Below are 25,157 nucleotides of genomic sequence, written 5' to 3'. Positions count from 1 at the left end.
CTACGGGATAAGGGTATGGGGCGCTGATGGCGCCCTTCAGCTTGACGAAAATTCATTCACGATTCGTGTTGCGCTGTCGACGCTTGTCACATTCTCCGGCACCACAAAGACCAGCCAAGACTTTGCTGTGCCGGGAGTCGGGCCGGGTAACGGGGTCGCGATTGTAATTCCAGTGGGTGCTTATTACTCAAATCAGAGGCAGCACGAAACTGAATTGCTTGATGGAGTTGCGCGTGTTTACAACCACACCCGGACCTACAGTTCAAGCACAGTGTCAGGCGGAACAATGAGACTTCTTGTTATGAGGTTTTCTTGATGTCCTACGGTATTCAGTTTTCAAATAATAGTAACGTAGTAGTTCTCGACTCTGAATACGCCCGTCTTATGGTTATAGCGGCGGGCCGATTTCAGCCTACAGAAGAAAACGGACTGGGTTCCACCACGTATTTCCCGACAGTTGTTACATCTCAAGAGCCTCCTCTGGTGTTTGTCAGGCCCGATACGGTCAACGCTGTGGCAGGTCTTTGCGCTATGCGACTTATAGGTTCTGCTGGCAATTGGACGGGTTTCTATGTTCGGGCATATGACGTCAACACAGCGCAGCCGAACGGGCGCTACTTTGTTGCCCAATTTGGCGCGCAGCCTGTTGCCTCCTTCGGGTTCCGGATTTGGGACGCAAGCAACAAGCTACTATTCGATTCAGGAACGCCGAGCGCAAACTTTACTCGCGCGTTTCAAAATTGGACCTACGAGCGATTTGATTATTCATCGCAAAATCTGGTTCGTTGTTACTACTCAGTGCCATTCAACTTTCCCGAAAACGAATATCTGCTCATCAACTCGTTCGGCATGGGTTTGAACTCAGGTAGTGCCATATCAAGGGCGCTTTACTGTTGGTGGGATTTCCCGAATAAAAAGCTATACGCAATAACTATAGCAGCGGCCAACCCGACAGCATTCTTTTTACCGGCAGTCTTCGCAAAGATGAATGTCTGACAAACTATTTAAGTGAGTAAATCATATGCCTTGGTCGAGAAACGGCACAGTAGCCGTCACCCAAAATTCCACGACTGTAACCGGCACCGGCACAACGTTCACGGCCTCAAGGATCGGCGATGGTTTCAATGGGCCTGACGGCCGCCGTTACGAGGTATTCAACATCATCAGCGAAACCGTGCTGGCGATTATCCCGGCCTACACGGGCGCAACCGTTAGTGGCGCTGCATATTCCATTGAGCCAGTCCAGGGTTACCCAAAGGCGCTGACAGATGCGTTCAATGCGGTAAACCAGCGCTGGGGTAATACACTTGCGGCGCTGGGCAGCACCGGCAACTACGACATGCTGCCACTGGCGAAAGGAGGCACAGGCCGCATTGACGGGCGGGCACTTTTCTCTGAGGTCGGGGTACAACAGGCAAGCGCCATTTACAATGTCCAAGGCTTGTATATGGGCTGGAACGCCTCTGGCAACGGCGAGGGGCACTTTATTGTTAACCGTGGTGGCGGTAGCGGCGGGTTTACTTGGCGCTCCGTCAACGGGGCCAATACTGCAACCGGGCCAAGCATGAGCTACAGCTACGACGGGTTGCTAAGTGTGCCGTCGTTGTCTGTAACTGCTGCCCCAATCGGTATCGCATCAGGCGGAACCGGGGGTAACTCTCAGGCAACAGCACGGAATTCATTGGGCGTAGGGCCAGATTCAGCCCCGACCTTTGCCGGGCTTGAACTCAGCAACACCAGTCCTTACATCGACTTCCATTACGGCAAAACAGCCGCCGACTTCGACGTCAGGCTTATAAACTCAGCTGCAGGAATATTGACCTTGCAGGGGGCTTATGAAGTCACGGGGCGGCTGGCATCGGCGGGCACTTGGTGCCGGGCGGGTCTGAGCGCTGGGCGTGGCGGAACGGTTTACAACTACAACTGGACCGGCTCGAACGTTGACGTGTGGATCGACAACACCTACGTCGGGACCATGACCTTGTTCGGGTCTGACTACCGGTTCAAGAAGTACATCGCCGATGCGAAAGTGCCTTCGTACCGCGATCGCATCAACGCTTACAGAATCGTCACCTACCAGCGCAAGGTGTTCGGCGCAGTGTTTCGTGGCGATGGCACCACCTATCAAGGCCTGATTGCACATGAGGCGCAGGCGGTAAATCCCCTGGCCGTGACCGGCGAGAAGGACGGCGTCGACGAAAGCGGCAACGCGCGCATTCAACAGTTGGACCCAATGGCCTTGATCACCGATCTGATGGGCGCAGTCAAAGAGCTGCACTCCGAATCGGTAGAGCTGCGTGCCGAACTGGCGGCGCTCAAGGCATCGATTCAACCAGCCCCAGAACCTGCCGCCGCATAACACCAGAACAGCAGCACCCGCACCCCGCCATCGAGCGGGTATTTTTTTGCCTGGAGAAACACCGATGCCGATCACCGCGAAGCAACTACTGCAGATCCTCCCGAACGCCGGCCAGAAAGCCGGCGTTTTTGCACCCGTCCTCAATACGGCGATGAGCAAGTACCAGATCGTGACGCCGCTGCGCATCGCGGCCTTCATCGCCCAGGTCGGTCATGAGTCCGGCCAACTGCGCTACGTCCGCGAGATTTGGGGGCCGACTCCGCAACAGTTGGGGTACGAGGGGCGCAAAGACCTGGGCAATACCGTGCCGGGCGATGGCTCCAAATACCGTGGGCGCGGCCTGATCCAGATCACTGGGCGGGCGAACTATGCCGAGTGCGCCGAAGCGCTGGGCCTGGATCTGATCAACCATCCAGAATTGCTCGAGCTGGCGCAGTACGCCGCGATGTCGGCGGGGTGGTTCTGGCATCGGGCCGCGCTGAACTCGCTGGCCGACAAGGGCGACTTCTTGACCATCACCCGTCGTATCAACGGCGGCACGAACGGCTTGGCAGATCGGCAGGCGCTTTACGCTCGTGCGCTTGAGGTGGTGGCGTGAAGGCCCTGCCGTGGAAGGCAGTCGGCCTGCTGCTGATCCTGCTGGCTCTGGTGGGCGCGCTGTACGGGGCATACCTGCACGGCGTGTCCGTCACCGATCTGGCCTGGAAGGCGAAGTGGGCCGAGGAAGTCAGCGCCCAATCCGAAGCGGTGGCCACCACGACCACCGAGTACCGAACCGAAGAGCAACGCCGCCAGAAAGCGGCCAACCAGGTGGCAAACGATGCGAGACAAGAACAGACCGCTGCGCTCACTGATGCTGCTGTCGCTGACGCTGCTGGCGACCGGTTGCGCGTCGAAGCCGGAAAGCTGGCAGCCGCAACCAGTTGCGCCCCCGGCAATACCGGCGCTGCCGAACGAGGCAAGGCAGCCAGCCGCGCCGCCATGGTGCTCTCCGAGCTGCTCAGCAGGTCTGACGCGCGAGCGGGAGAGCTCGCTAAATACGCTGACTCAGCCCGAATAGCCGGCCTGGCGTGTAACCGCTTTGTTGATGCGCTCCCAAAGCCCTGATTACCTCCGAGTAACGGAACAATAAAATGGCAAATACCCAGCTGATTCAAAAATACATGGGCCAGACGATGCTTATCGTCAAGGCGAACGGCGGTAGCGTGACCGTCGAAAAGCAGGCCGGCGGTAGCTGGGTGGTGACTGACACCTTTACCAAAGACGGCGGCTACCTGCTGCAGCTCGGCAATTCTTCGACACGCATTACACCAAATGGTGGCGCTGTCTTCGAGGTGACGCGATGAGCCTTCTGGTCAGTCAGGTTCCTCGCAGCAACCTAATTTGCTGTGACTTGGAACTTTCGAAATCACGTAGTTGTTCAATTGGAGAAATAAAAACGAACCAAACGACCTACAATGTTAGCGGTGGTCCAGTGGTTATTTAAGTCTATAGTGTTATCGGGTAACGAAGAGTTTGGAGTTGGTGTGCTAGTTTTGGGTGAATACTCTCCTAGAGAAAAAGTGAAGTTTACAATAATTCAGATCTAACGCTGAATTTTAGTTCAGCGCAGTCTGTTTGTTTGCTAATGCTAAGCTAGACGCTGGTTACTCTTTCTTCCAGCCGTGGGTTTCATAAGCTACAGCGCATAGCCTGCAAATTCCTACAGTATCTGAGCCATCCGACGAGGTCGCGCACGAATAAACCATTAGAACATCGAACGCCATGTTTTTCGTACCGTTTGAGAAAGGTATTGTATATGACTTGCTCAGATGCTCCCAGCTGTTATCTACGATTTGAAATACTGTCGAAATAAGCGAAGTGAGGTTGACTGCGAGCGGCGCTATAACGTCTGTAGGCAGGCTTTGTAGAAGCTGCTGCTGTATCCACAAGCCGATATCAGCGCTATCGGTGAACTTCTGCTTGTCCCATACGAGCATGTCATCGAAACTTACAACCTTAGATCCAGGCATTGCGTTCACAGGGACGGTTACGGCATCTTGAAATATATAGCCGAATGCCGGGGTGAAATTTGCCCGTACCCAATTGTCGGTCGATGAGGATATGGCGCCGTATGAAGCGTTAGCGTCACCTAACGCATGCTCTGACTTTCCGTCGATCAGTGCATTTAAGCCTGCCGACAAAAATGTTAGCGCGCCTATAATTACCGGATTGTTACCGCCGCTGCTGCCTCTGCTCATAATAGATTACTCGCTAAGTTATGGGGGACCCTGTGTGGCGATTGGATAGTAGTAGGGTTTTTCTGATAAGCCAGCTGGTATCGGAAAAAAAATGAGGTTTTAAGGTTTTCTAGATATTTTAGGCTGATAATTGTCCGGTTATTTATTTTTAAATAATGTAAATATCATATAAATCAATGCCTTCTTGTAGAAGCTTCGTCAGGAATATATTTGCGTTGATGAAAGCGTGTTTTTTTGCTTTTTTGGAATTTTCACATGTCGCCCTGGGCGCATAAATTTAGTGCAGGCCTTGTGAGTCCTGCTCGGTAGGTTGGAGGTGAGAGTTATCGTTGTTTGTAGCGAAATTAAGGCCAAATAGTCAATATTGATCGTGGGGTTTGATGTGCAAAATGTCATAAAAGAAGAAGTCCATATCCGCAACATGAAGGTCACGCTCGCACAGGTTGCCAATCGCGGCAACGTGGCGGTGGCGCTTGAGGTGGGGACTACCTGGATCACCAGCGATACCTTTCACGTCGATGGTGCGTATCAGATCAACATATCACCGGTGATCATCCGTGTTGCTCCAGCCGCCGACGCAAGCTTTGAGGTGCACTCATGAGCCTTCTGGTCAATCCCATCCCACGCCGCCAACCCATCCGGCGCGGTCTGGGCCTGCTCGGCGATAGCTTATCGGGCAACTGCCACACCATCGCGGCGACGGTGTTCGGCACCGAGGTCTATGGCTATGCGGCCTGGATCGCGGCGCGCACCGGCCTGTTCCCGAGCTACGTCGACAATCAGGGCAAGGTCGGCGACCACACCGGTCAATTCCTGGCTCGCCTGCCGACCTGCATCACTTCATCCACCGCCGACCTGTGGATGCTGCCATCCCGAACCAACGACAGCACGACTGCGGGCATGACGCTGGCGGACTCCAAAGCCAACGTGATGAAGATCGTGATGGCTTTCCTCAACACGCCGGGCAAGTACCTAATCGTTGGCACCGGCACGCCGCGCTTCGGCAACAGGGCGCTTACCGGGCAGGCGCTGGCCGATGCGATCGCTTACAAAGACTGGGTGTTGAACTACGTCAGCCAGTTCGTGCTGGTGGTGAACATCTGGGACGGCTTCACCGAGGCAATGACCGTTGAAGGCCTGCACCCGAACCTCCTGGGTGCCGAGTTCATCAGTTCGCGGGTGGTGCCGATCATCACCGCCAACTTCGAGTTTCCCGGCATCCCGCTGCCCGCGGACGCCGGCGACATCTACTCGGCCATTCGCCCGTTCGGCTGCCTCAATGCCAACCCTTTGCTGGCGGGCACTGGCGGCGCGCTACCGGCAGGCGTGAATGCCGTGGCCGGGTCGATGCTGGCGGACGGCTACAAGGCTGTGGGCTCTGGCCTGGCCGGGATCACCACTCGTTGGTACAAGGAGCCTGCCGCCTATGGTGAGGCGCAGTGCATCGAGCTGCGTGGCAACATGGCGGCGGCGGGCGGCTACATCTACATGCAACCCACGGCCAACTTGGTACAGACCAACCTGGCGGCTGGCGACGTTATCGAAATGGTATCGGCGGTAGAAATCATAGGTTCGTCGCGCGGCATTCTGGCTTGGGAGGCTGAATTGACCATCACCAAGACCGTCAGCGGTGCTGCGTCCACGTTCTACTATCGGTCGATGGACAAGTACCAAGAGCCGTTCACCATGCCGGCCAGCTTTTCCGGGGCGTTGGAAACGCAGCGCGGCACGATTGACCTGAGTGAAACCGTGATCACCTCGCGTATGGGCCTGTACCTGGCAGCAGGCGTGCCGCAGGACTCGACGGTCAAGGTCGCGCAGTTCGGGATACGCAAGGTGTAGGCCCGCTTAGAGCGCTAAACCTTTTCACCCCATCTTTCCGGGCTGATTCCAGCGCCTCTCATAACCTCGCGATGCTGCTCGATGACGTACTTCTGTGAGTTGATTGTTGCCCAGGAATCGCAAGCGTCGCGCAGCAGATCAGATATCCGGCTGTCCGCGTCTCTCAGCTTTATCCTGAGCTTGTCACGCTCAAGGGCCGCGTCGTTGTGCATGTCAATCAGCTTGGTGACGTGTTTACGATATCGGTCTACCTCATCGCGCAAGAGCCTATTTTTTTCCGATACCAGGTGCGCGTGTTGCTTGAGCATCTGCTCCTCCGTCGGGCAGAACGGCCAGTCTTCGGCGTAGTCGATGTTCATGATGAGTGATTCTCAATTGCTGTATATGCATACAGTAGTCGAGTGCTTCGGGTTTGGGGAGTGGTGTTCGTCGGCAGGACGCCGGGAGGGTAGGGTTTACGACGAGTTGCGGAGCAGCATTAATTATTGCGGAGCATGAAGCTCAAGGGGTATGTGACTAAAGCCACTTAACCCCTTGATTTTAAATGGTGCCCCGAGCCGGGGTCGAACCGGCACGTCCAAAGGACGAGGGATTTTAAGTCCCTTGCGTCTACCAATTTCGCCATCGGGGCGGTAGCGCCAAGAGCAGGGAATATATACACCCGGACCCCATGAAGCAAGCTTGAAAGCGTCTCGAAGGGTGCAAGACGCCGCTTTTTTGTCTGTCAGAAATGCTTGGCAAATCATGAGGCTACGAAATTTTTTTGGCGCAAAGGCTGACGTGCCGTGATCCGGCGACTCAGGCTTTGCTGTCTTTCACCACCGCATCGTTCACCACGGCCTCGACCTTGTCAGCCAGTATTCGCAGGTAGCTCGCCAGGGCAACTTCTTCCAGGCGCAGGCCTTTGCGTTGTCGGGAGCGGGGGAGTTTGGCCAGGTTGCCGAGCAGAAAACCTTCCAGGACCGCCGGGTGGATGTAGCATTTTCGGCAGATGGCGGGGGTGTTGCCCAGTTGTTTCGAGACTGCCTTGACCATGTCGACGATGTGCCGTTTGGCGTCGGCTTCTGGCTCCCAGTGTAGTTTTTGCAATGTTGCCAGCGCCAGCGCGCTGGCCGCCCAGGTTCGGTAGTCCTTGGCGGTGAAGTCCGAGCCGGTGAGGCTTTGCAGGTAGGCATTGATATCCGATGAGGTCACCGCGTGGCGCACGCCGTCTTCGTCCAGGTACTGGAAGAGGTTTTGTCCGGGCAACTCCATGCAGCGTTTGATCACGTTGGCCAGACGTCGATCCTTGACGCTGACTTTATGCTCGACGCCACTCTTGCCGCGGAACTCGAAGAGGATCTGGCCGCCTTTGACTTCGACGTGCTTGTTGCGCAGGGTGGTCAGGCCGTAAGAGCGGTTTTCCTTGGCGTACTGGCTGTTACCGATGCGGATCAAGGTCGCGTCCAGCAATGAGATGACCGTCGCCATGACTTTTTCCCGGCCCATGCCCGGCTGGGCGAGCTGTGCTTCGATCTGCTTACGCACTTTGGGCAGCGCATGGCCGAACTCGATCAGCCGCGAGTATTTGTCCTGATCACGTATTTCGCGCCAGCGCGGATGGTAGCGATACTGCTTGCGCCCGCGGGCGTCGCGACCGGTGGCCTGCAGGTGACCCAGCGGGTCGGCGCAAATCCACACTTCGGTGTAGGCGGGCGGCACTGCCAGAGCGTTAATGCGCTTGATCTCCGAGTCGTCCTTGATGCGCTGACCCTGAGTGTCGAAGTACGCGAATTTGCCGCGCAGTACCTTGCGTGTGAGGCCCGGTTGAGTGTCATCTACGTAATGCAGTTCACTGGCGGGCTGGCTGATGGCAGTCGAGTCAGGCATGGCTAAGTTCCAAAGGCAGTTAAAAACACTGACCTCGGCCTTTTACGGTGGTGCCGTTTATTTGCTGCGTGGCGGTTTTTTTCGAAACGTCAGGCCAGCACCGCGACTGCCTTGATCTGCGCCCAGAGCGACTGGCCTCTGTGCAGGTTCAGTTGGTCGCTGGAATAGCGAGTGATGCGCGCGAGCAGCGGCGTGCCGCCAGCGTCCAGCTTGACCAGCACGTGTGCCGAATTGTCGGCCAGTGCTTCTTCTATCACCGTGACCGGCAAGCGGTTGAGGATGCTGCTCTGGTAATCGGGTTGCAGGTTGAGGCTGACGTCACGGGCCTGGACCTTGATGCGCAGCAGGGTGCCGACCTGCATCTGCGCGTGAGCGACGCGCATGCTCAGCTTGCTGTCGGGCAGGGTCACGGTGAGCAATTGGTAATGCTGATCATAGGCGCTGACCGTGCCTTCGATGACCACCCCCGCATCACTGCCCATCGCCAGCGGAAGGTCCAGCCGCGCCAGGGTTTCTTGGATCGGACCGCTGGCCAGCACGTTGCCTGCGTCGAGCAGCACCAGGTGGTCCGCCAGGCGTGCGACTTCATCCTGAGCATGGCTGACGTACAGCATGGGGATGTCCAGTTCCCGGTGCAGGCGCTCCAGGTACGGCAGAATTTCACTTTTGCGCCGGGTGTCCAGCGCCGCCAACGGCTCATCGAGCAGCATCAGCCGCGGGCTGGTCAGCAGGGCGCGGGCGATGCCCACGCGCTGGCGCTCTCCACCGGACAGCTTGTCAGGGTTGCGCTGCAGCAGGTGATCGATGCCGAGCAGTTCGCTGGCCTGCGGCAGTTGAATGCGGCGCTGCTGGCGCGGGATACGTTTCATCCCGAACTCCAGGTTGTCCCGCACCGACAGATGCGCGAACAGGCTGGCTTCCTGAAACACGTAGCCGATCGCCCGCTTGTGCGGAGTCAGGAAAATACCTTTTTCGGTGTCCTGCCAGACTTCATCGTGAACGCGGATGAAGCCCTGATCGGCTTTTTCCAGACCAGCGATGCAGCGCAGGCAGGTCGTCTTGCCCGAGCCGGAAGGCCCGAACAGCGCGGTAATGCCCGACCCCGGGAGGCTCAGGTCGGTACGGACGGTGAAATCCGGGTAGGCCATCTGCAGGCGAACTTCTATAGGCGACGCCATGGCTCAGCTCCATCCCGTTCTGGATTTTCCGCTGGAATACAACGCCAACAGCACCAGAAAGGAAAAGACCAGCATCGCGCCGGCCAGCCAGTGCGCTTGCAGGTACTCCATGGATTCGACGTGATCGAAAATCTGCACCGACACCACACGGGTTTTCTCGGGAATATTGCCGCCGATCATCAGGACCACACCGAACTCGCCGACCGTGTGCGCGAACCCGAGGATGGCCGCGGTGATAAACCCCGGCTTGGCCAGAGGCAGAATCACGTGAAAAAAGGTGTCCCAAGGCCCCGCCCGTAAGGTGGCCGCCACCTCCAGAGGGCGGGTGCCGATCGCTGCGAACGCGTTCTGCAGCGGCTGCACGACAAAAGGCATCGAATACAGAACCGAGCCGATCACCAGCCCGGCAAAGCTGAAAGTCAGCGTACCCAGCCCCAGGCTTTGTGTGAGCTGACCCACCGCGCCGTTGGGGCCGAGCAGCAGCAACAGGTAAAAACCGATAACGGTTGGCGGCAGCACCAGGGGCAGGGCGACCACTGCGCCAATCGGCCCCTTCAGCCATGAATCAGTGCGCGCCAGCCACAGCGCGATGGGCGTGCCGATGATCAGCAGGATGACGGTGGTCAGCGACGCGAGTTTCAGCGTCAGCCAGATCGCCGCGATGTCGGCACTCCCCAGCGGCATTTACAGCTGATATCCGAAGGACTTGATGATCTCGGCGGCTTTCGGACCTTTGAGGTACTCGACCAGCGCCTTGGCAGCGGCGCTGTCCTTGCCTTTGTTGAGGATGACCGCGTCCTGCTTGATCGGGTCATGCAGGTCATCCGGTACGATCCAGGCCGAGCCGCTGGTCAGCTTGCCATCCTTGTAGACCTGCGACAGGGCCACGAAACCCAGCTCGGCATTGCCGGTGGAGACGAACTGGTAGGCCTGGGTAATGCTCTGACCTTCGACGATCTTGGCTTTGGTGGCTTCGGTCAGGCCCAGTTTGCTCAGTACTTGAGTCGCCGCGAGGCCGTACGGCGCGGTTTTGGGGTTGGCGATGGACAAGTGTTGATACTGATTGGTCTTGAGCACTTGGCCCTTGCTGTCGACATAACCATCCTTGGCTGACCACAACGCCAGTGTTCCGACCGCGTAGGTGAAGCGCGAACCCTTGACGGTGTCGCCTTCCTGCTCGAGTTTTGCCGGAGTGGAGTCGTCAGCCGAGAGGAATACCTCGAACGGCGCGCCATTCTTGATCTGCGTATAGATCTGACCGGTAGCGCCAAACGCGGCGACGAGTTTGTGGCCGGTGTCCTTCTCGAAGTCAGTGGCGATCGCCTTGATCGGCGCGGTGAAATTGGCCGCCACGGCGACTTGCACTTCGTCGGCAGACGCATGGGCTGCGCCAGAGGCGGTAAAGGCCAGCACGGAGAACTTGAGAATGGCGCGTAGCGTGGTCGTTCGCATGAAACAGCTCCTTGATGATGAAAACGCACGCCATCGGGGTAAGGGCGTTTCGCTATATAGATAAATATATAGCGTCAGCCTGTTGTTCTGAAAGCACTGTTTTATCGCGGAGACAGAATTTTCAGCGCATTTTCAGCCAGTTGCCGCGTCAGTTCGGTGGCTCCCAGCCGATGTTTGATGCCGACTGCCTGGCCTGCCCAGAGGTTCACGAAGTCACTGCTGCCCAGTTTTTCCGCCTGCGCGCGCAGCTGCATCAAGGCACCGCCTGCCAGCGGAAACGCCGGGGCGAGCGGGCTGATGGGGCCGGCTTCGCGCATGAGCCGGTTGACGATGCCTCGCGCCGGACGCCCGGTGAAGAGGTTGGTCAGCGCGGTCTGGCTGCCCGAGGCATCGTGCAGCACCTGGCGATGCAGGGCGCTGACGCTGGCTTCCGGGCAGAACAGATATGCGGTTCCGATCTGTACCGCCGAAGCGCCCAGGACAAATGCCGCCGCTACACCGCGACCGTCCGCGATACCACCTGCGGCGATGACCGGGATGCTTGTCGCGTCAGCGATTTGCGGGACCAATGCAAAGGTGCCGACCTGGGTGTGCAGGTGATCGCTGAGGAACAGCCCCCGATGGCCGCCTGCTTCGTAGCCCATGGCAATCACCGCGTCGCAGCCGTGTTGCTCCAGCCAGATAGCTTCCTCGACCGTGGTGGCTGACGAGATGATCTTTGCACCCGTGGCACGGACCCGATCCAGTAATGATGGCTGCGGAAGGCCGAAATGGAAACTCACCACTTCCGGCCTCAAGCGCTCGATCAATGCGCAGCTGTCGCTGTCGAAGGGCGCGCGGTTAGAGACCGGTGTCGGCGCATCGAAATCGGCACCTAATTCCTCGTAATAGGGCTTGAGCGACTGCTTCCAGCGTTCGGCGCGCTCGGCATCGTAGGCAGGAGGCTGATGGCAGAAAAAATTCAGGTTCAGCGGGGCGTTGCCGGTCCGTTGCCTGAAAGTCGCGACTTCCTGGTCGATTTTCTCAGGGGTGAGCATGGCGCAGGGCAATGCCCCCAAGCCGCCAGCCTGAGCCACAGCAATGGCCATCTGCGATCCGCTGGCGCCCGCCATGGGAGCTTGCAACAGCGGCAGTTCGATGGCGAACAGTTCAATGATGCGGCTATCTGGCCATTGGCTCATGTGGTTCTCCGGCAGGCATTCGGCAGACGCTCATTGAGCGCGAGAATGGCGTGAATGGCAAACGCCACGTCGAGCGTCGACAAGCCGGGAGGGTCGCTTGGTTGACATAAAAAACGATCGGTCTACTATTCGGGAATGACTCAGCCAACGATCCCGCTACCTACTCCCTCACTCGCCAGGCCCCGGCGTCCCGGCCGGCCGCCGAAGGTTGATCGCGATAACCTCGAGACCCGCGAGGCGCTGCTGCGTCGCGGTCTGGAAGTGCTCACCGAGCAGAGCTTTTCTGCCACGGGGCTGGATTACATCCTCAAGGAAGTCGGCATTCCCAAAGGTTCGTTCTATCACTACTTCCCCAGCAAGGAGGCCTTTGGCCGGGCGGTGCTGGATGAGTACGCGCGCTATTTCGCGCAGCGGCTCGACCACTGGCTGCTGGATGAAGCGCTTTCGCCACTGGAACGACTGGTCGGCTTTGTGCAGAGCGCCAAGGGCGGTATGGCGCGACACGACTATCGACGCGGTTGCATGGTCGGCAATTTGGGCCAGGAAATCAGTCTGTTACCGGACGGATTTCGCGAGGTACTGGAACAGACGCTGCTGGACTGGCAGTCGAAACTGGCGGGTTGTCTTAGGGCTGCGCAGTCAATGGGCGAATTGGCCGCAGACGCTGATTGCGATGAGCTGGCCGCGTTTTTCTGGATCGGCTGGGAAGGCGCAGTGCTGCGTGCCCGACTGGTTAAAAGCGCTACACCATTGAACACGTTCATTGCCGGCTACCTTCGCGGTTTGCCGCAATGATTTCTTGTCAGAGTTATTTAAAGACGATCAGTCTAAATTGGAGGCGCATATGTTCAAGGGCATCTTGATCGACAAGGATGAGGCGGGATACCACGTCAATCTGACCGACATCGACGAAGCGCGGCTGCCCTCGGGCGACGTGACGATCAACGTGTCGCACAGCACGCTCAACTATAAGGACGCGCTGGCGATCACCGGTCAGAGCCCGATCGTGCGCAGCTTCCCGATGGTGCCGGGTATTGACCTGGCCGGTACGGTCGAAGCCAGCGATACCCCTGAGTTCAAGGTCGGGGACAAGGTTCTGCTCAATGGCTGGGGCGTCGGCGAAGGGCATTGGGGCGGCCTGGCGCAAAAGGCCCGACTCAAGAGCGAGTGGCTCATTCCTCTGCCACAGGCCTTCACGCCGGCGCAGGCGATGGCCATCGGCACGGCGGGCTACACCGCGATGCTCAGTGTCCTGACATTGGAAAATCACGGTTTGACGCCTGAACATGGCGATGTGCTGGTTACCGGCGGCAATGGTGGGGTCGGCAGCTTTGCCATCGCCATCCTGGCCAGACTCGGCTATCGGGTCATTGCATCCACCGGGCGGGCCTCGGAAAGCGACTACCTGCAGCAACTCGGCGCGGCACAGATCATTGATCGGCAAACCCTCTCGCAGCCTGGGCGACCGCTGGCCAAGGAGCAATGGGCGGCGGCAGTCGACTCTGTCGGCAGCCATACACTGGCCAACGTGTGCGCCGGTATTCGTTATCGCGGCATGGTGGCGGCCTGTGGTCTGGCGCAGGGCATGGAGTTTCCGGGGTCGGTTGCGCCGTTCATTCTGCGCGGCGTCACGCTGGCGGGTATCGACAGCGTGACCCGCCCGCGCGCGGATCGGCTGGAAGCCTGGTCGAGGCTGGCGAGCGACCTGGACATGTCATTGTTGCCGCTGATCAGCCGTGAAGTCGGCTTGAGCGAGGTGATCGACCTCGCGCCGCAATTGATCGGAGGTCATGTTCGTGGGCGGATCGTGGTGGATACTGCACGCTGAGTGAATCACGGCGCGTCGGCACTGGCATACTCGAGTTCGACCAGTGTGCGATGCACTTGCGTCGTGCCGAGCCCGGTTTCGCATAATTGCAACGGCGTGCGACCGCCGAATGAGGTGTTGCGGGCAACCAGCCATTGGCCGGCACGCTCGGGCGTTGCAAACACCTGCAGGGCGTGGCTGGCAATCATCGCCACACGGTCCAGGCGTTCGGAGGCCACCAGATCCAGTGACTGCTGCTGGCGCTGACGCCGTTCGAGGGTTGAAATCGATGCGTTGAACAGCGCTTCCATTTGCCGGGGGCCAAGGGCCAGCGCTTCCCGCACTGCACGGATCCAGCGCGGCGCAAAGCCCGCCTGAATGTTCGTCAGGCGTTCGGCTTCGCTGCGCTGACTGAGCTGGTGGGTCAGCAACCAGAAACTGGCCGCCGCTTCACGACGGCCAGTTGTTTTGCTGGCAGAGGAAGGAATCAAGGTGCGTGCCGGCCTTCGATGGCGGAAAGGACGGCCAAGGCTATCTCAGGCGACGCGTCGTTCAAGCAGCAGGATGTTACCGGGCGTTGCCTGACGGTAAAGGTGGTGCGCTGCAGCGCAGGTGTCGCACCAGAGCCCTCGTGCTAAAGTCGGTCGCCTGAATACGAATGAAAAGCGCCGTGGCTGTTGGCACGCGCTTGCACCAGAAAAGGCGTCGCTTTCTATGCCGCACGACCCTCACACTGATAAGGACGCACGCGTCGTCAGCCAGCCTTCGCTGCCCGACGTCAACAAGCCGCTGCGCCTCTACCTCGACCGCCTGGCACCTTCAAGCCGCCTGACCATGACCTACGTTCTGCAGGATGCGGCAGACCGGCTGGGCATGGCTGACGTCGATATTCATGATATTCCCTGGCATACCCTGCAACCTGGCCACGTTACCGCGCTGGTCGCAACGCTGCGTCAGGATGACTACGCGCCCAATACCACCTCGCTGTATGTGAACGCCATTCGCGGGGTGATGAACGAAGCCTGGCGACACGACCTGATAAGCCACGATCAATTGCTGAAAATCCGCTCCATCAAACCGGTCAGCGGCACGCGATTGGTCAAGGGCCGCAACATCCGTCGCACGCTGATTCGTGAGTTGATGGAAGCCTGTGCTGCCGACCCCAGGCCGCAAGGGCGTCGCGATGCCGCGATCATTGCCATTCTGTATGGCTCGGGGATGCGCAAGTCCGAGTCGGTCAACCTCGACATTTCCCAGATCGATTTCGCCGAGCGCAGCCTGCGGGTGCTGGGCAAAGGCAACAAGCAACTGATCAAGTACGCCCCCGAATGGGCCTTCAAGGCGCTGAACGACTGGCTGGAGTTGCGCCGCTCGTGCCTCCCGCCTGGGCAGGGCGACGACCCGTTCCTGTTCAACCGGATCCGCCGTGGCAGCCATATCACCCGCGACAGAATCACCAAGCACGCCATTTACTTCATCGCCAAGCAGCGCGGGCGCCAGGTGGGCGTGAACATCATGCCCCACGATTTTCGACGTTCGTTCATCACCCGGGTGATCGAAGAGTTCGATCTGTCGATTGCCCAGAAGCTCGCGCATCACACGCATATCTCGACCACCGCCAGTTACGACATGCGCAGTGACAACGAGCGGCGCAACGTTGTGGACCGGTTTGATCTTTAAGCAAAAAAAAGCCACCTCGCGTAAACGGGGTGGCTTAAAAGATCTAACCAAAGGAGTGATGAAGCAGAGCAGAGATTCACCGGCATCGCGATGCGGATTCGCGGGGCCGGGAGAAATGTTCGTTCATCGCCGGCAACGTTAACACCGCCGTCCCCGATTCAGTTATCAGCGTTATCGATAGCCGTCATTGTCAAAAAAAATAAAACGGCGGACCTGCCTGCGGATCGCCATCCAAAAACTGGATAGTTCGACCCTGAGCTATCCGGCAATCGGATAGCCAACAATTGGCAACAATTCCATGCTTTGCCGCACTTGAAACGTACGGGACTGAGCATGGAAAAGTTCGATATACACCGTAAAACCCGATTCGACTCGTTGGTACATGAGTACGGTCTGGATGGCAGCCGCCTGCTGCCGTGGGAAGGCTATCCGATGCCGTTTGCTGGCGGCTGGTGCGTGGTTCGTCCGGGCACCTGCAGCGAGGCACACACCCAGATCGATCAGGAAATCTTCATTGCCATCAAGGGCAGTGCGCGTCTGGTTGTCGGTGACCGGCAGATGGATTTCACCGTTGGCGATATCGCCGCCATTCCGAAACACACCAACCATTACGTCATCAACGATTCCGCCGAGGACTTCCACTTTTATGTGGTCTGGTGGGACATGAACTACGTCAACGCGTTCGTGGCGCAGCACAGCGAGACCACGGGGTGCCTCGATGAGTAAGTTCATTGTCACCATCACGCCACCGACCCCCAACGGCGATTTGCACATAGGCCATATCGCCGGGCCGTTTCTGGCCGCTGATGTCTTCACCCGCGTGCAGCGTCAGCGTGGCCACGAGTGTGTGCTGGTGTCCTACTCCGACGACTACCAGTCCTACATGCTGCGCAAAGGACTGGAGCAGGGCGTCGACCCGGTGGAGCTGGCCAGGCGCAATTCCGACCGCATCGAGGCCTCGCTGGCGGCCATCAACATACAGCCCGACAACTGGATGCGCCCGCACGACAACCCGTGGTTCGCCGAAGCGGTGGGTGAGGTGTTCGGTACGTTGCGTGATGCCGGCGCGATCGAGTGTCGGGATTCAAGCGAGCCGTATTGCCCTGATTGCGATGTCTGGGGTTACGAGGCGTTTGCCCGGGGCAACTGCAATTACTGCGGTGCCGAGTCCGACGCCAGTCAGTGCGAGAACTGCGCCCAGGCCCCTGACGCCGAGCTGATGGCGGACTTGCGCTGCAAGCTCTGCGGTCAGCCCTCGCAATGGAAAAACGTCCATCGCGCGTTTCTGAAACTGGCCGGGTTCAAGCCGCAGTTGCGTGACCGCCTGCTGGGCCAGTCATGGCGCAAGCCGCTCGACAGCTGGTTGCGCGACAGCCTGGAGCACCTGCATGACTGGGGCGTCACACGCCCGGGCGACGGCGGGCTCGACCTGCAGGCCGACGGCTCGTGCCGGGTGCACACCTGGTTCATGGGGCTGGCGGGCTATATGGCGGCATTTCGGGAGTATGCCGACCGCGTCGGGCGTCCGGAGCTGTTTCGTCAGTACTGGCAATCAGGGCAGGGCACGCTGGTGCATTTTCTCGGCTTTGACTGTGTGTTCAGCCACGCCATCGTCTATCCGGCGCAACTGACGGTGCTGCGCGACATCAAGGTCCGCCAGCGCTTCATGCCCAACCAGTTTCTCAAGCTGGACGGCCTGAACCTGTCGACCAGCCGCAACCATGCGATCTGGGTCGGCGACCTGGCCCGTGAAGCCTGCGCCGACAGTGCGCGCCTGTATCTGGCGAGTATCGCGCCGGAGGAAAGCGAGGGTGATTTCCGCCTGGCGCAGTTTCTGGCATGGCGGGCAGAGGTGTTCGGCGAGTTTTTTCCGGCCTTGCTGGAGGCCGGCAGCAACCGCGACGACCACTGGTGGAGCGGCCTCTGCGGGGCAGACGCCGGACTGCTGGAAGCATTGCGCGTGCAATGGAGCAAAGCCTCGGAGCCTGCGCAGTTTTCGATGAAACGCATGGCCCAGGTGCTGCTCGACGTGATCGCCATTACTCGCGCGCGTCTGGCCGAAGGTCGCCCGATCAGCCATCTGGCAGCTTTAATCGCGGTGCTTGGCAAGGCGCTTATCCCGGAAACGTCAGCGCAGATCATCAGCGCGTACGGACTGCCTGAAGCCCGCGTCCACGCCACGCTCATGAACGGCCCGGCCGCTGAATACTCCATCTGAACGGATTCACGACAATGCTCATCGATTATGAGATAGCGGTCATTGGCGCCGGGATCACCGGCGCCAGTATCGCGGCGAAGCTGTGCAGCGCCGGTGTGTCGGTCGTGTTGATCGACAAGGGCGCAGCCGGCAGCCTGGGCGCAAGCGGCTATTCCGGCGGCCTGGTTCGCCTGTATGACAGCGATCCGCTGCTGATGGAGCTGGCGGCCTATTCCATCAGCCTGATGGACGACGGCGTTTTTGCGACCACTTACGCCAGTGCGTTGCGGCGTACCGGGGTGATTTACCGGGCGGCTACGGACCAGCTGGATAACCTGCACCGCGCCATCGACCAGTACGGCAGCGAACGCTACCCGATGCGCCTGCTGTCAGGTCACGAGCTCGATGGCCGGCGCTACCCGCATTGCCCGACGTTGGAACGAGTCAACCTGTTCGAGCCGCGCGCCTGCGTCGGCAATGTGCGCCAGGCCGTTGCTGCGCTGTGTCAGTCAGTACGCCAGCAGGGCTTGCTGCTCGAGCATCGCGAGATCAAGTCCATTGACTGCCGGGCCCCCGACCTTGTGCACATCGATCTGGGCAGCGCCACGCTGCGTTGCCGGGCCGTGGTGGTCGCGGCCGGTGCCTGGAGCCAGCACCTGGTGTCGCACCCGGGGCTGGAAGCACGCTCGATTCCCCTGGCCCGGGTGCTGACCGAAGGCGACTGGTCAATGCCGGTGATCGATGCGGTCACCCAGAGCTACGGCATACCGCTGACTCGGCATATCGTGCAGACCGGTTGTGGCGCGCGTGACAGCGGCCTGTGGCCCGAGCACCTTGCGCAGCCCGATGCACGGCATAGCGAAGACGCCTCCAAGCGCGTCGCCCAGTTGTGCGCCTCGGCCGGCAAGCCGCAGGTGCTCGATGTGTTGCCCGGTTTCGACAGTTACAGCGCCGACGGTCGGCCGATGCTGGGGTTCTGTGCCGAGCGCAGCCCGGTGTATCTGGCCGCAGGCATGTCCGGGCTGGGCTTCAAGTTCGCGCCCGGCGTGGCGCACATTGCTGTCGAGCAACTGCGCAGGCATCTGGCTGGAAAGGATCGCGCTTGCTCTGGCTGGTCGGCATTGTCGCCAGGCAGGTCGATGCCGGGCTTTTCGGTACAAAGCCTCGCGCTGGCGAGCGTGCAGTCATGATGCCCTCGGTCGACTCGCGCCTGCCGGGCTTGCGGGTCGGGGTCAGCGCTCTGTTCGATCCCGACGACACGCCGCATGCACGGACCTTCATGAGGGCGCTGGCGGTGGCGCGCAACTGCATGCCGGGGCTTGAGCGGGTGCAGTGGCACTTTCTCGACGACGCGGCCGATGCCGTTCGCGGGGCCGATGTAGCCCGGCAAATGATCGACTGGAAGGCCGACCTGGTCATCGGTCATTTCTCTTCGGATGCAGCCGTCGCTGCCGCGCCGTTGTATCGACACGCCGGTATTGCCCTGCTAACCCCCGCAGCAACGATCGATTGCCTGACCCTGGAGCACCCCAACGTCTTTCGTTTCTGCCCCGCGGACCGGCAACTGGCGGCGGATCTGGTCAGCTGGCTGGCGACTCGTCAGTGGCCGCGCGTGCATGTTCAGGCGGACGACAGTGCTCACGGTCGGGCCTTGTGCGTTGCCATCAGCGCGGCGCTGGCTAGTGCTGGGTTGCAACGTGTCGACGAGCTCGAGCAGGCCGATGTCGAGGTGTTTGCCGGACGCCTCAAACCCAGTCGCGAGTATTGGCAAGCGCGGCGGCAGACCGGCAGTACCCGACCGCTGGTGCTGACCGACGACGCTGCCTCGCCGTATCTGGGGCGCGCCGCAGCGCACGACGGCAACACCTTCGTGATCGGCTTCGGAGCCCCCGACAGCGCCGGACATCGTTGTCAGGCCCAGGCACTGCACCGCTCACTGTTCACTGCCGAGCCACAGACCTACTTTCGCGAAAGCCTGCTGATGCTTTACGTGCTGGCCGAGGTGGCCCGCAGCGGTCTTCGCGCCGGGCAACTGCCGGATGCGTTTCGGCACAGCACCTTCAACACCCCGCTGGGCACGGTCAGCTTCGATCAGGGCGAGCTGCGCAGCGCGACGACCTGCCTCTGGACGCCAGGCCCCAACGGGCTGAGCCGTGTCACCCGATAGCCCCCGAAACACCGCTTTACACCAACTCTAAGGACAGGAACTTCATGGGTAACTCGACACCACACACCTTGCATTCGGACGCCGTCTGTATCGGCTTCGGTCCGGCCGGTATCGCGCTGGCCTGCGCGTTTGCCGATGCGCGAGAGGCCAATGACCCACTGGGCGCGATGTCCGTTCGCTATCTGGAAGCTGCGCAGGACAGCCAATGGCATCGCGAACTGCTGCTGGCCGGAACGGACATCAATCATCACGTATTTCGCGATCTGGTGACCCCGCGCAACCCGCGCAGCCGCTTCTCATTCGCCATGTACCTCAAGGAACACGGGCGAATGTTCGATTTCGGCCTGCTGGGCCGCCCGGCCAGTCGTCATGAATGGTCGGATTATCTGGCTTGGGTCGCCGCGCAGGTGGACAGCCAGACCTGCTTCAACACGTTGGTCACCGGAATTGACCCGGTGTTGCGTCACGGACGCCTGCATGAGCTACGCGTATGCACGCCGGATACCAGCTTCACGACGCGCAATGTCGTGCTGTCCAGCGGCAGTGCTCCACGTATTCCGCCCGCGTTCGAGGCGCTGATCGGCCCGACGCTGTTTCACACGTCGCAGTTTCTGAGCCGTCTGCAAGCCTTCGGCGAGCAGTTGCCCAAGCGCTGGCTGGTACTCGGTTCGGGGCAGAGCGCCAGTGAATCGGTGCTGGAGCTGGTCAGCCGCGACGCCGGCATCGAAGTGCATTCAGTGCATCGCTCGGCCGGTTTCAAACTCACCCAGCTTGGCCAGTTCCCCAACCGGGTATTCGCCCCGGATCACGTCGACTATTTCCATAGCCTGGACCCGGCCGCGCGGCAGCGCTTTCTCGATTGGAGCCGCTCGACCAATTACGCAGGGATCGACCCTGATGAAAGCCAGAAGCTGTTTTCGCTGATCTACGAAGACGCCATCGCTGGTCGCAAACGCCTGCAGACCTACGCCTACAACGTGATCAGCGCCATTGAGCCCGTCGCAGAGGGCTACCGTGTCGAGCTGACCGACACCTTCAGCCTGCGCACCCAAGTGCTGGAGGTCGATGCCGTGGTGCTCGGCACCGGGTATCAGCAGTACCTGATACCGCCGATGTTGAGTGGTTTGCAGCCATGGCTGCGGGCCGATGTCGACGGGGGGCTGCTCATCGATCGGGATTATCAGGTCGCCACCCAAGGCGAGTGCGACGTGAATATCTGGGTCAACGGTCTTTCCGAACGCAGCCACGGAATCAGTGACAGTCAGTCGTTTTCACTGATGGCACTGCGCGCCGAGCGTATCGCCACGGCCCTTCAGCAGGCCGTAGCACCGGCCGCCGATCCCTTGCTGGCACAGTGGAAGTGAAGTCCATGTACAACTCTCTTTGCGAAATCGTTCACGATCAGACCTTCCTCAAGGTGACTGGCCTGGGGGCCGATTTTTTCCTGAAAATGGAATCACTCAACCCGGCAGGCTCGATCAAGCTCAAGACTGCCGTGGGGTTGATCAATGACCTTCAGGCGCGGGGGCTGCTGGGCCCGGACACGATTCTGATCGAGTCCTCGTCGGGCAATCTCGGGGTGGCGCTGGCGATGATCTGCGCTGAGCGGGGCATCCCGTTTACTTGCGTGGTCGACCCCAACAGCTCCAGCCACAACATCCGCATGATGCGCAGCTACGGCGCCGAGGTCATCCAGGTCGAAATCCCGGACGCCAACGGCGGGTTCCTTGGGACGCGCATCGAGCTGATCCGCCAAAAAGTGGCCAGCGACCCGCGCTATGTCTGGCTCAATCAATACGAAAATGCAGCCAACCCGCGTGCCCATGCGCGAACCACGGCGCGTTCGATCAGCCAGCATTTCGGCCATGTGGATTATGTGTTCGTCGGCGCCGGGACCACTGGCACCTTGATGGGCTGCATTCAGCATTTTCAGCGCCATCATCCGACCACCCGAATCATTGCTGTGGACAGTGTCGGCTCGGTGACCTTCGACACCCCGGCCAGCCGGCGCTTCATTCCCGGACTGGGCACCAGCCAGCGCCCACCAATCTTCAACGCCGACGGCATTCATGCGCTGGAAATGGTCCCGGAATCACACACCATCGCCATGTGCCGCATCCTCGCGCGTAGCAAGGGCTTGCTGGTCGGCGGGTCGACCGCAACGGTGATCGCTGCGGTGCATGCCTGGCGCGAGCGCATCGAGCCCGGTTCAGTGGTCGTGGCGTTGTCGCCGGACTGGGGCGAGCGCTACCTGGACACGCTGTACGATGACCAATGGGTCGAGCAGCGGTTTGGCCGCGAAGTGCTGAGCATGACCCTGGCAGACCTTTCCTCACCAGTGACCGAGGCATGCCCGGGCAGCATGAAAACGCCTGCGCTTTCCCCGCATTCAAGCTGGACGGTCTGGCTGGCCGCCGAGCGGCTGAAGCGGGCGGCGTTCCATGTGGTCGACGGTGAGGTGGTTGCGCGCCTGCTGACGGCAGATCCGCTGGCCTGTATCGATGACGTGCAGGCGGCGTATCTGGCCCATGAGGCTGGCCACACGATCAACCCCGACAGTTACTTTCTGCGCTTTGCGCAGGCGCCGGCCAATCGCATCATTGCCTTGCCCGCCAGCCTGTCGGGCAAGCAGCCGGTCAGTGGCATCAAATGGATTTCCAGCTTTCCGGGCAATATCGACACGGGCCTGCAGCGCGCCTCGGCAGTGCTGATCCTCAACGATCCGCTGACCGGCTATGCCTTTGCCTGCCTTGAGGCCTCGCGCATCAGTGCCATGCGCACGGCAGCCTCGGCGGTGCTCGCTGCGCGCTGGATGAACCGCCAGCAGCGTCATGTCGGGCGAATGTCGTTCATCGGTGCCGGTTTCATTGCCCGCACCATCCTCGACATGTTCGTCAGCGATGGCTGGACGATGGACGCGGTCAGCGTCTTCGATCAGCACCAGGATTCGGCGATGGCGCTGGTCGGGCATGCTGCCAGTCACCATGGACTGCACAGCGAGCCAGGCGACCTGGCGACGTGCTTGCAAGCCGATGTGGTGGTGTTCGCCACTACTGCGCCGAGCCCCTATGTACTGGAGCCGGTGTTTCAACCGGGGCAACTGGTGCTGAACATCTCGTTGCGCGATCTGGGGCCGGAGGTCATTGCCCAGGCCAACAACATCCTCGATGACGTCGAACACTGCCTCAAGGCTCAGACCTCGCCTGACCTCGCCGTGCAGCAGTATCAGCATCGCTCGTTCATTACCGGGACGCTGGCACAGCTGATGACCGGGCAAGTGGAGCTGAGCCCGGACAAGGCTTCGATCTTTTCGCCGTTCGGGCTCGGCGTGCTGGACCTCGCCGTGGGGCAGCGGGTGTATCGCCAGGCGGTGGCCGAGGGTAGCGCTTTGCCGGTGCCGCAGTTCTTCTTTGAATCGGCGCGCTGGTGATGGCCATGCACACGCATACCGTCGCCATTATCGGCATGGGCTCACGCGGGTTGAGCATTCTGGAGCAGTTGATCGGCATGAGTCGTCACGCCGTGCAGCAACCGCTGCGTATCGAGGTGTTCGATCCGCAGTCGCCGGGCAGCGGGTTGCACCTTGCGCAGCAGCCGGATTACCTGATGCTCAACACCATGGCCGGTCAGTTGTCGGCGTTTTCATCGGCATTTCCGGCGTGTGAACCGCCAGGCCCGACCTTTTTGCAATGGTGCAGCCGTGAGGATGTACGCCTGGATAAGCGCGGCCATGTCAGCCTGGATGGGCAGGGCAGAGCGGTGGCATTTGGCGACTTCGTGCCGCGAGCATTGCTCGGGCGCTATTTGCAGGACAGTTACCGTTTCCTGCTGCAACGCTGCCCGGCGCATGTGCAGGTGCGTCACCACGCCGAGCAGGTGCTGAGCTGCCAGCCAGCGTTGCGAACGCCGGGTTTCCGGCTGCGCACCGGCAGTCTGGCAATGGACGTAGACGGCGTGTTCCTCACCAGCGGACATGCGCCTGATCCCCACGTGCAGCAGGACGTCGGCGAGTGCGTGGTCATCGAAGGCCTTGGGCTGGCGGCCATGGACACGCTGGCGCATCTGACTCAGGGGCGTGGCGGGCGCTACGTGCGTGATGGCGGCTTCGCCGGCTGGCGTTACCTGCCGTCCGGACGCGAGCCCAGGGTGTTGATGTATTCGCGTAGCGGATTACCGTTTCATGCCAGGCCGCAATGGCATGCCTGCCGTCACGCACCGTTGCCAAGGCTGTTTTTCACGGCCGACGCCCTAGCGCGTCTGCGCGAGCAGAAGGAAGGCGGGCGGCTCGACTTTCGCACCGATGTGCTGCCCCTGATCAAGGATGAGATGCGTGCCGTGTTTTATCAGGCCAGGGTCCGGATGGAGGCGCCTGGGCGGTTGGACTCTGTCCAGCGCCTGCTGCGCGAGTCAATCTCCAGACCGGCAGTGTTTGCCCGTCTGGCAGAACAAGGGGGTGCATTCGATCCTGAGTACTGGCTGATCACCCAGCCTTGGTCTGGCGCCGAAGGCTCGTATGGGCCGTGGTTCGTCGACTGGATCAAACGTGACCTGGCCCTGAGTCGGCTGGGCACCGCGCACAGCCCGATCTGTCAGGCGCTGGAGGTCTGGCGCGATTATCGCGACCTGTTGCGTCTGGTCGCCGATCGCAACGGCCTGACCGAGTCTTCGACGCTGGAGTTCTACGGCACTTGGGCAGGACTGAGCAACCGTCTGGTCGGCGGGCCGCAGAAGGAACGCCATGAAGACCTGCTGGCGCTGATCGAGGCCGGGGTCGTGACGGTCTTGCCGCCGATGAGTGACGTGCAGGAGCCGCACAACCGCCTGTCTGCCCGCGTCGCCCACAGCGGCGTGTCGGGCAGTCGTCATGGGTTGATCAACGATCTGCGCAAGCGCGGGCTGATTCGTGCCGCCCATGCCTGGCCTGCCGATGGCATCGACACCGACGCAGCGGGCCGCGCAATTGGCCGCGACGGTGAGGTGCAGCAGCGGCTCTGGGTTCTCGGGCCCGCCGTGGAAGGCTGCACGTTCTACAACCACTACGTACCGACACCTGATCCGACCTGTCGCGCGCTGATCGAGGCGCGCCGGGCGGTCGAGTCATGCCTGGATACGCTGACAAACACAACTTCAAGTGGCATCACATTTCAGTTGAACAAAGCTATTCAAGCTATTAATTAAAAAGGAA

General features: G+C 60.3%; 26 protein-coding genes and 1 tRNA gene. 18 read left to right on the top strand and 9 right to left on the bottom strand.

The genetic code is table 11. The features are described 5' to 3' along the window. Positions 1-7: 7 nt before the first annotated feature. The 6 genes from V476_RS29015 (at position 8) to V476_RS25140 (ending at position 3,705) form a co-directional block, all read left to right on the top strand. Entirely contained in the window at positions 8-316 is a 309-nt protein-coding gene (locus V476_RS29015) for a hypothetical protein (protein ID WP_024961002.1), read from the top strand. Continuing rightward, the gene (locus tag V476_RS25160; RefSeq protein ID WP_024961001.1) at positions 316-996 is read left to right on the top strand and encodes a hypothetical protein; all 681 of its coding nucleotides are present in this window, start codon (positions 316-318) and stop codon (positions 994-996) included. The genes V476_RS29015 and V476_RS25160 overlap by 1 nt, the downstream gene beginning before the upstream one ends. A 25-nt stretch (positions 997-1,021) precedes the next feature. After that, complete coding sequence (locus V476_RS25155; protein ID WP_024961000.1) at positions 1,022-2,359, top strand: tail fiber domain-containing protein; 1,338 nt, start codon at positions 1,022-1,024, stop codon at positions 2,357-2,359. A gap of 64 nt (positions 2,360-2,423) precedes the next feature. Further along, positions 2,424-2,957, top strand: coding sequence for a glycoside hydrolase family 19 protein (locus V476_RS25150; RefSeq protein ID WP_024960999.1), 534 nt, complete (start codon positions 2,424-2,426; stop codon positions 2,955-2,957). Further along, positions 2,954-3,466: a DUF2514 domain-containing protein gene (locus V476_RS25145; RefSeq protein ID WP_032629577.1), complete on the top strand. Its 513-nt coding sequence runs from the start codon at positions 2,954-2,956 to the stop codon at positions 3,464-3,466. Before V476_RS25150 ends, V476_RS25145 begins: the two co-directional genes overlap by 4 nt. 26 nt (positions 3,467-3,492) lie before the next feature. Further along, on the top strand, positions 3,493-3,705 hold the full coding sequence (locus V476_RS25140) for a hypothetical protein (RefSeq protein WP_010439676.1): 213 nt from the start codon (positions 3,493-3,495) through the stop codon (positions 3,703-3,705). Between the two features lie 300 nt (positions 3,706-4,005). On the opposite strand, the gene V476_RS25135 is transcribed toward V476_RS25140, so the two are convergent. Beyond that, a complete protein-coding gene (locus tag V476_RS25135) occupies positions 4,006-4,599 on the bottom strand; it encodes a hypothetical protein (protein ID WP_024960997.1) in 594 nt (197 codons plus the stop codon). 382 nt (positions 4,600-4,981) lie between these two features. Between V476_RS25135 and V476_RS25130 the strand changes: the two genes are divergently transcribed. After that, positions 4,982-5,200: a hypothetical protein gene (locus tag V476_RS25130; RefSeq protein WP_235810974.1), complete on the top strand. Its 219-nt coding sequence runs from the start codon at positions 4,982-4,984 to the stop codon at positions 5,198-5,200. After that, entirely contained in the window at positions 5,197-6,441 is a 1,245-nt protein-coding gene (locus V476_RS25125; protein ID WP_024960995.1) for an SGNH/GDSL hydrolase family protein, read from the top strand. The genes V476_RS25130 and V476_RS25125 overlap by 4 nt, the downstream gene beginning before the upstream one ends. Before the next feature lie 14 nt (positions 6,442-6,455). Here V476_RS25125 and V476_RS25120 read toward each other — a convergent pair whose 3' ends face one another. From V476_RS25120 to V476_RS25090, 7 genes are all read right to left on the bottom strand, one after another. Next, on the bottom strand, positions 6,456-6,800 hold the full coding sequence (locus V476_RS25120; protein ID WP_024960994.1) for a hypothetical protein: 345 nt from the start codon (positions 6,798-6,800) through the stop codon (positions 6,456-6,458). 186 nt (positions 6,801-6,986) lie between these two features. Next, positions 6,987-7,072 (bottom strand) — tRNA-Leu (locus V476_RS25115). Positions 7,073-7,239: 167 nt separating this feature from the next. Further along, positions 7,240-8,310, bottom strand: coding sequence for a DNA topoisomerase IB (locus V476_RS25110; RefSeq protein WP_024960993.1), 1,071 nt, complete (start codon positions 8,308-8,310; stop codon positions 7,240-7,242). An 89-nt stretch (positions 8,311-8,399) separates the two neighbouring features. After that, the gene (gene modC, locus V476_RS25105) at positions 8,400-9,488 is read right to left on the bottom strand and encodes a molybdenum ABC transporter ATP-binding protein (protein ID WP_024960992.1); all 1,089 of its coding nucleotides are present in this window, start codon (positions 9,486-9,488) and stop codon (positions 8,400-8,402) included. Between the two features lie 3 nt (positions 9,489-9,491). Beyond that, positions 9,492-10,172: a molybdate ABC transporter permease subunit gene (gene modB / locus V476_RS25100; RefSeq protein ID WP_003314826.1), complete on the bottom strand. Its 681-nt coding sequence runs from the start codon at positions 10,170-10,172 to the stop codon at positions 9,492-9,494. Further along, positions 10,173-10,940, bottom strand: a complete 768-nt coding sequence (modA, locus tag V476_RS25095) for a molybdate ABC transporter substrate-binding protein (protein ID WP_024960991.1) — start codon at positions 10,938-10,940, stop codon at positions 10,173-10,175. 101 nt (positions 10,941-11,041) lie between these two features. Further along, positions 11,042-12,121, bottom strand: a complete 1,080-nt coding sequence (locus tag V476_RS25090; RefSeq protein ID WP_024960990.1) for an NAD(P)H-dependent flavin oxidoreductase — start codon at positions 12,119-12,121, stop codon at positions 11,042-11,044. Positions 12,122-12,256: 135 nt separating this feature from the next. Between V476_RS25090 and acuR the strand changes: the two genes are divergently transcribed. Beyond that, entirely contained in the window at positions 12,257-12,916 is a 660-nt protein-coding gene (gene acuR / locus V476_RS25085; RefSeq protein WP_003416942.1) for an acrylate utilization transcriptional regulator AcuR, read from the top strand. 49 nt (positions 12,917-12,965) lie between these two features. Continuing rightward, positions 12,966-13,949: an acrylyl-CoA reductase (NADPH) gene (acuI, locus tag V476_RS25080; RefSeq protein WP_024960989.1), complete on the top strand. Its 984-nt coding sequence runs from the start codon at positions 12,966-12,968 to the stop codon at positions 13,947-13,949. A 5-nt stretch (positions 13,950-13,954) separates the two neighbouring features. On the opposite strand, the gene V476_RS25075 is transcribed toward acuI, so the two are convergent. Beyond that, positions 13,955-14,419: an antitoxin Xre/MbcA/ParS toxin-binding domain-containing protein gene (locus V476_RS25075; protein WP_024960988.1), complete on the bottom strand. Its 465-nt coding sequence runs from the start codon at positions 14,417-14,419 to the stop codon at positions 13,955-13,957. Between the two features lie 223 nt (positions 14,420-14,642). Between V476_RS25075 and V476_RS25070 the strand changes: the two genes are divergently transcribed. The 8 genes from V476_RS25070 (at position 14,643) to V476_RS25030 (ending at position 25,150) form a co-directional block, all read left to right on the top strand. Next, positions 14,643-15,608, top strand: coding sequence for a site-specific integrase (locus tag V476_RS25070; RefSeq protein ID WP_024960987.1), 966 nt, complete (start codon positions 14,643-14,645; stop codon positions 15,606-15,608). 333 nt (positions 15,609-15,941) lie between these two features. Continuing rightward, entirely contained in the window at positions 15,942-16,334 is a 393-nt protein-coding gene (locus tag V476_RS25065; RefSeq protein WP_003410749.1) for a cupin domain-containing protein, read from the top strand. Continuing rightward, positions 16,327-17,826, top strand: a complete 1,500-nt coding sequence (locus tag V476_RS25060; protein ID WP_024960986.1) for a methionine--tRNA ligase — start codon at positions 16,327-16,329, stop codon at positions 17,824-17,826. The genes V476_RS25065 and V476_RS25060 overlap by 8 nt, the downstream gene beginning before the upstream one ends. 14 nt (positions 17,827-17,840) lie before the next feature. Continuing rightward, positions 17,841-18,995, top strand: a complete 1,155-nt coding sequence (locus V476_RS25055; RefSeq protein ID WP_024960985.1) for an NAD(P)/FAD-dependent oxidoreductase — start codon at positions 17,841-17,843, stop codon at positions 18,993-18,995. After that, positions 18,992-19,972, top strand: a complete 981-nt coding sequence (locus V476_RS25050; protein WP_032629574.1) for an ABC transporter substrate-binding protein — start codon at positions 18,992-18,994, stop codon at positions 19,970-19,972. The genes V476_RS25055 and V476_RS25050 overlap by 4 nt, the downstream gene beginning before the upstream one ends. A 44-nt stretch (positions 19,973-20,016) precedes the next feature. Further along, positions 20,017-21,336 carry a lysine N(6)-hydroxylase/L-ornithine N(5)-oxygenase family protein gene (locus V476_RS25045; protein WP_024960983.1) on the top strand — a complete coding sequence of 440 codons (1,320 nt, stop codon included), beginning with the start codon at positions 20,017-20,019 and terminating at the stop codon, positions 21,334-21,336. Between the two features lie 5 nt (positions 21,337-21,341). Beyond that, positions 21,342-23,402, top strand: coding sequence for a 2,3-diaminopropionate biosynthesis protein SbnB (gene sbnB / locus V476_RS27780; RefSeq protein ID WP_080278600.1), 2,061 nt, complete (start codon positions 21,342-21,344; stop codon positions 23,400-23,402). Continuing rightward, positions 23,402-25,150 (top strand): FAD/NAD(P)-binding protein, encoded by a 1,749-nt coding sequence (locus V476_RS25030; protein ID WP_024960981.1) that lies wholly within the window; start codon positions 23,402-23,404, stop codon positions 25,148-25,150. The genes sbnB and V476_RS25030 overlap by 1 nt, the downstream gene beginning before the upstream one ends. Positions 25,151-25,157 lie beyond the last annotated feature (7 nt).

The sequence above is a fragment of the Pseudomonas syringae KCTC 12500 genome (assembly GCF_000507185.2).
GTDB classification, from domain to species: domain Bacteria; phylum Pseudomonadota; class Gammaproteobacteria; order Pseudomonadales; family Pseudomonadaceae; genus Aquipseudomonas; species Aquipseudomonas syringae.
This window is presented reverse-complemented; position numbering and strand designations above follow the sequence as displayed.

Excerpts from the sequence above, each read along its gene's own strand:
- acuI (WP_024960989.1), top strand. The coding sequence starts at position 12,966 with ATGTTCAAGGGCATCTTGATCGACAAGGATGAGGCGGGATACCACGTC.
- V476_RS25125 (WP_024960995.1), top strand. The coding sequence starts at position 5,197 with ATGAGCCTTCTGGTCAATCCCATCCCACGCCGCCAACCCATCCGGCGC.
- V476_RS25135 (WP_024960997.1), bottom strand. The coding sequence starts at position 4,599 with ATGAGCAGAGGCAGCAGCGGCGGTAACAATCCGGTAATTATAGGCGCG.
- modC (WP_024960992.1), bottom strand. The coding sequence starts at position 9,488 with ATGGCGTCGCCTATAGAAGTTCGCCTGCAGATGGCCTACCCGGATTTC.
- V476_RS25155 (WP_024961000.1), top strand. The coding sequence starts at position 1,022 with ATGCCTTGGTCGAGAAACGGCACAGTAGCCGTCACCCAAAATTCCACG.
- modB (WP_003314826.1), bottom strand. The coding sequence starts at position 10,172 with ATGCCGCTGGGGAGTGCCGACATCGCGGCGATCTGGCTGACGCTGAAA.
- acuR (WP_003416942.1), top strand. The coding sequence starts at position 12,257 with ATGACTCAGCCAACGATCCCGCTACCTACTCCCTCACTCGCCAGGCCC.
- V476_RS25030 (WP_024960981.1), top strand. The coding sequence starts at position 23,402 with ATGGCCATGCACACGCATACCGTCGCCATTATCGGCATGGGCTCACGC.
- V476_RS25160 (WP_024961001.1), top strand. The coding sequence starts at position 316 with ATGTCCTACGGTATTCAGTTTTCAAATAATAGTAACGTAGTAGTTCTC.
- modA (WP_024960991.1), bottom strand. The coding sequence starts at position 10,940 with ATGCGAACGACCACGCTACGCGCCATTCTCAAGTTCTCCGTGCTGGCC.
- V476_RS25110 (WP_024960993.1), bottom strand. The coding sequence starts at position 8,310 with ATGCCTGACTCGACTGCCATCAGCCAGCCCGCCAGTGAACTGCATTAC.
- V476_RS25065 (WP_003410749.1), top strand. The coding sequence starts at position 15,942 with ATGGAAAAGTTCGATATACACCGTAAAACCCGATTCGACTCGTTGGTA.
- V476_RS25060 (WP_024960986.1), top strand. The coding sequence starts at position 16,327 with ATGAGTAAGTTCATTGTCACCATCACGCCACCGACCCCCAACGGCGAT.
- V476_RS25090 (WP_024960990.1), bottom strand. The coding sequence starts at position 12,121 with ATGAGCCAATGGCCAGATAGCCGCATCATTGAACTGTTCGCCATCGAA.
- sbnB (WP_080278600.1), top strand. The coding sequence starts at position 21,342 with ATGTACAACTCTCTTTGCGAAATCGTTCACGATCAGACCTTCCTCAAG.
- V476_RS25070 (WP_024960987.1), top strand. The coding sequence starts at position 14,643 with ATGCCGCACGACCCTCACACTGATAAGGACGCACGCGTCGTCAGCCAG.
- V476_RS25055 (WP_024960985.1), top strand. The coding sequence starts at position 17,841 with ATGCTCATCGATTATGAGATAGCGGTCATTGGCGCCGGGATCACCGGC.
- V476_RS25050 (WP_032629574.1), top strand. The coding sequence starts at position 18,992 with ATGATGCCCTCGGTCGACTCGCGCCTGCCGGGCTTGCGGGTCGGGGTC.
- V476_RS25140 (WP_010439676.1), top strand. The coding sequence starts at position 3,493 with ATGGCAAATACCCAGCTGATTCAAAAATACATGGGCCAGACGATGCTT.
- V476_RS25150 (WP_024960999.1), top strand. The coding sequence starts at position 2,424 with ATGCCGATCACCGCGAAGCAACTACTGCAGATCCTCCCGAACGCCGGC.
- V476_RS25120 (WP_024960994.1), bottom strand. The coding sequence starts at position 6,800 with ATGAACATCGACTACGCCGAAGACTGGCCGTTCTGCCCGACGGAGGAG.
- V476_RS25045 (WP_024960983.1), top strand. The coding sequence starts at position 20,017 with ATGGGTAACTCGACACCACACACCTTGCATTCGGACGCCGTCTGTATC.